The organism is Streptomyces sp. SPB074 (genome assembly GCF_000154905.1).
Lineage (GTDB): Bacteria > Actinomycetota > Actinomycetes > Streptomycetales > Streptomycetaceae > Streptomyces.
In genome coordinates, this window is the sequence record NZ_GG770539.1 from 4,211,721 (window position 1) to 4,215,192 (window position 3,472).

The 3,472-nt window shown below is 74.6% G+C and carries 3 protein-coding genes and 1 pseudogene; 1 reads left to right on the top strand and 3 read right to left on the bottom strand.

Going from position 1 to position 3,472, the window contains the following annotated elements:
- Positions 1–104: 104 nt before the first annotated feature.
- From SSBG_RS17550 to SSBG_RS17560, 3 genes and pseudogenes are all read right to left on the bottom strand, one after another.
- Positions 105–538 (bottom strand): annotated as a pseudogene (locus tag SSBG_RS17550) (VOC family protein).
- Positions 539–658: 120 nt separating this feature from the next.
- A complete protein-coding gene (locus SSBG_RS17555) occupies positions 659–865 on the bottom strand; it encodes a hypothetical protein (RefSeq protein ID WP_008747431.1) in 207 nt (68 codons plus the stop codon).
- A gap of 156 nt (positions 866–1,021) precedes the next feature.
- On the bottom strand, positions 1,022–2,263 hold the full coding sequence (locus SSBG_RS17560) for an MFS transporter (RefSeq protein WP_008747432.1): 1,242 nt from the start codon (positions 2,261–2,263) through the stop codon (positions 1,022–1,024).
- 332 nt (positions 2,264–2,595) lie between these two features.
- Between SSBG_RS17560 and SSBG_RS17565 the strand changes: the two genes are divergently transcribed.
- On the top strand, positions 2,596–3,345 hold the full coding sequence (locus SSBG_RS17565) for an HNH endonuclease family protein (RefSeq protein ID WP_008747433.1): 750 nt from the start codon (positions 2,596–2,598) through the stop codon (positions 3,343–3,345).
- Positions 3,346–3,472 lie beyond the last annotated feature (127 nt).

A 3,472-nucleotide genomic window follows, 5' to 3' on the forward strand; every position in this document is an offset into this window, starting at 1 on the left:
GGGGTCGTAGGGGATTCGGGGCGGGGGAGGCGGTACGGGGCGGGGCGCTGGGCCGGGGCGGGTTCTCCGCACGGGAGCTCCGCCCGGCTCCGCTCCGCTCCGCCTCAGCCGATCCGCTCGGCGAGCGCCACGATGATGCCCGCCGGGCCGCGCAGGTTGCACAGGCGGTAGCTGTCCTCGTAGCGGGCGACCTCGCCGAGGAGTTCGGCGCCGTGCGGGCGCAGGCGGGCGATCGTGCGTCGATGTCGTCCACGGCGAACATCACGCGGTGCAGCCCGAGCGTGTTCGGCGCGGGCGGGGCGGCGGCGAGGGGCGCCGGGTGGTGGTACTTGGTCAGCTCCAAGCGGCTGTGGCCGTCCGGGGTCCGCGTCATCGCGATGGCGCCGCGGACGCCGTCGAGCCCCACGGTGTGGTCCGCGAACAGGCCCTCGATCTCCGCCTCCCCCTCCAGTTCGAGGCCGAGCGCGAGGAAGTAGGCGACCGCCGCACCGAGGTCGTCCACGACGACAGCGACATTGTCCATCCGCTGCACAGTCATGCGCCGACCTTAGAGGCCGGCAGTGGCCACGGCGCCCGGGCGCCGTGGCCACCGGTCGTGACCTCACGGGCCTGCTGGGTCCGGCACGGGCGGGGACGAACGGCGGTACCGGAACGGCGGCTACGCCCGTGTGGCGATGCGCTCGGCCAGTTCGGCGGCGGCCCGGCTGTGAGCGATACGGGGAAGGCGGGCGGAGACGTTGGTCAGGCCGTCCGTAATGCGTACTGAGCTGACGCCCTCGGCGCAGTCGAGGAATTCGGCCCAGGTGGCCAGCGCGGTCTCCGTGTCGCCGCACTTGAGCTGGACGTGCCCGAGATCGGCCAGCACGATCGTGCGGGTGCGGGTGCGGGTGCGGGTGCGGGTGCGGGTGCGGGTGCGGGTGCGGGTGCGGGTGCGGGTGCTGTGAAGAAGTGCCGCCGGTCCCCGCAGGATGCCGACCGCCGGTACCGGGCCCGCTGCTGCCCGGGCGGGCGGGCCCGGTCGTCATCCGTTGGCCGGGGATGCTTCTGACGGGGCGTCGGTGCCCGGCGTGGTCGTCGCCGGTAGCGTCAGCACCCGGCCGGCGAGGACCACGCCGGTGGAGAGGACCAGCCAGAGCGCGGCGGCCAGAAGCACCGGTCCACCGCCCCGGTGCGCGGCGAGCGGGCCCGCCACAGCGAGGCTCGCCGGGAGGGCGACGAGGTTGCCGAGCTGGGACCAGGCCGCCACCCGGGAACGGGCCTCCTCGGGGACCCGTCGCTGGATCTGCGCCGCCTGCACCGCCACGCACACCGAGCCCTGCCCGCCCATCAGCACGGCGAGCACGCACACCGCCCACAACGGGCCGCCGAGCGCGAGCACGAGCAAGTACGGGACCATCAAGAGGCCCACCGCGCACGCCGAGACCAGCGGTTGCCGCGGACGCCAGCGCAGCGCGACAAGCCCCCCGGCGATCGAGCCCGCCGCCTGCGCCACCCCGATCACGGCCCACCCCGCCGCACCCCCGTACGTCCCCTCCGCCAGCAAGGGCCCGGCGATCATGTGCGGGCCGATCACCAGGGCCTGGAGCAGCGTCCCGTATCCGAGGAGCATCGTCAGCCACGGCAGGGAGAGGACCAGACGCGCCCCGTCGCGGATCTCCCGCCACAGGCCCGGCCGTCCACTCGTCGAACGGGTGCGCGCGGGCAGGCGGAGCCCGGCCAGTGCGAGGGCGCTGAGCGCGAACGTCGCGCCGTCCACGAGGAGCGCCGTTCCCGTCCCGCTCCAGGCGACGAGCACCCCGGCCACGGAGATCGAGGCGACCTTGTTGATGTTGCCGACGAGGCCGAGCAGCGCGTTCGCCTCCTGGACCCGCTCCTTGCCGACCAGGGACGGCACGAGGCCGGAGGCGGCCGGGACGAACAGCGCCGTTCCCGCCCCGGCGAGTGCCTGCAAAACGATCAACGAGGCCAGCCCCGCGTGCCCGGTCAGCAAGAGCACCCCGCAGGCCACCTGCACCACGCACCGCGACACGTCCGCGCCCACCATGAGCGCCCGGCGCGGCCACCGGTCGCCCAGAGCGCCCCCGACCAGTACGAGCCCGGCGACCGGGAGCCGGTTGGCGGCGAGCACCAGCCCGAGCCCCCCGGGGCCGGAGACGTCGAGCGCGGCGAACGCGATCGTGAGCGGCACCAGGCTGTCACCGAACTGGCTGGCGGCCTGCCCCAGGAGGTAGCGGCGGAACTGGGCCACGCGCAGGACGTTCATGGTTCAAGGCGACCACACGAGGCCAACCGGTGACCTCCCTTCGGGAGAAACACCTCCGGCCCGGCCTTCACGCCGCACCGCTGCCCGGGACGACCCGGCCGATGGACGGGCGCCCGTGAGTCGCCGTGTCCGGCTGCCGCACGGACGAATACGCGCAGAACCCGTGCGCGGCGGTGGCGCCCGCGCACGTCGTGCTGCGGCGGGGCCCTCCTGGCACCGCGTCACGGCCGCGCGCCCCCGGCGTGCGCCACCCCGCGCGGCATCCCGCACCGGGGGTCGGGTACACAGAGGGGGTGGCCGGAGGGACCGGCGGCGGGCGAGGGGTGGCGAGAATGCGGTACGGGGCGCGGCGGGGCGCGGGCACGGTGGTGGGCGCGGTGGCGCTGGGCGGGCTGTTGCTCGGCACGGCGGGATGCAAGGACATCGAGGTCTCGGACGGGGACGGCGGCGCGGCGAGCGCCCCCGCGAAGGGGGCGGAGGGCTCGGCCCTCAAGGCCGTGGACGGGCTCACGGTCAAGGGGCGGGCCCCGAAGACCGGTTACGACCGCGACAAGTTCGGCTCCGCGTGGGCCGACACCGACTCCAACCACTGCGACACGCGCAACGACATCCTCAAGCGCGACCTGAAGGACGTGAAGTTCAAGACCGGTGACTGCGTCATCGCGAGCGGCGTCCTCAACGACGACCCGTACTCCGGCGACGACATCCGCTTCACGCGCGGCGCGAGCAAGATAGACATCGACCACCTCGTCTCGCTCTCGGACGCCTGGCAGAAGGGCGCCTCGCAGTGGGAGGGGAGCAAGCGGATCGCCCTCGCCAACGACCCCCTCAACCTCCTCGCGGTGAGCGCGGGCCCCAACCGCAGCAAGGGCGAGGGCGATACGGCGACGTGGCTCCCGGCGAACAAGGGCTACCGCTGCACGTACGTGGCGGGGCAGGTCGCGGTGAAGGCGAAGTACGGGCTGTGGGTCACGGCGGCCGAGAAGGCCGCGATGAAGAAGGTCCTCACGACGTGCCCGGAGCAGAAGCTCCCCGAGGGCACGGCCCCGACGAAGGCGCCCGCGCGGTTCCGGGCGAGGTGAGCGCGGCCACGGGGGTGAGCCGCCGCCACGGGGTGAACCGCTGCCACGGGGCGAACGGCCGCCACGGGGTGACCGCCGCCACGGGGTGAGCCGCCCGTCCCGCCCCCCCAGGCGTCCCGAAGACCCC

What these genes read in the sequence shown, in the direction of transcription:
- SSBG_RS17565 (WP_008747433.1), top strand. Translation starts at nt 2,596, where the DNA reads ATGCGGTACGGGGCGCGGCGGGGCGCGGGCACGGTGGTGGGCGCGGTG.
- SSBG_RS17560 (WP_008747432.1), bottom strand. Translation starts at nt 2,263, where the DNA reads ATGAACGTCCTGCGCGTGGCCCAGTTCCGCCGCTACCTCCTGGGGCAG.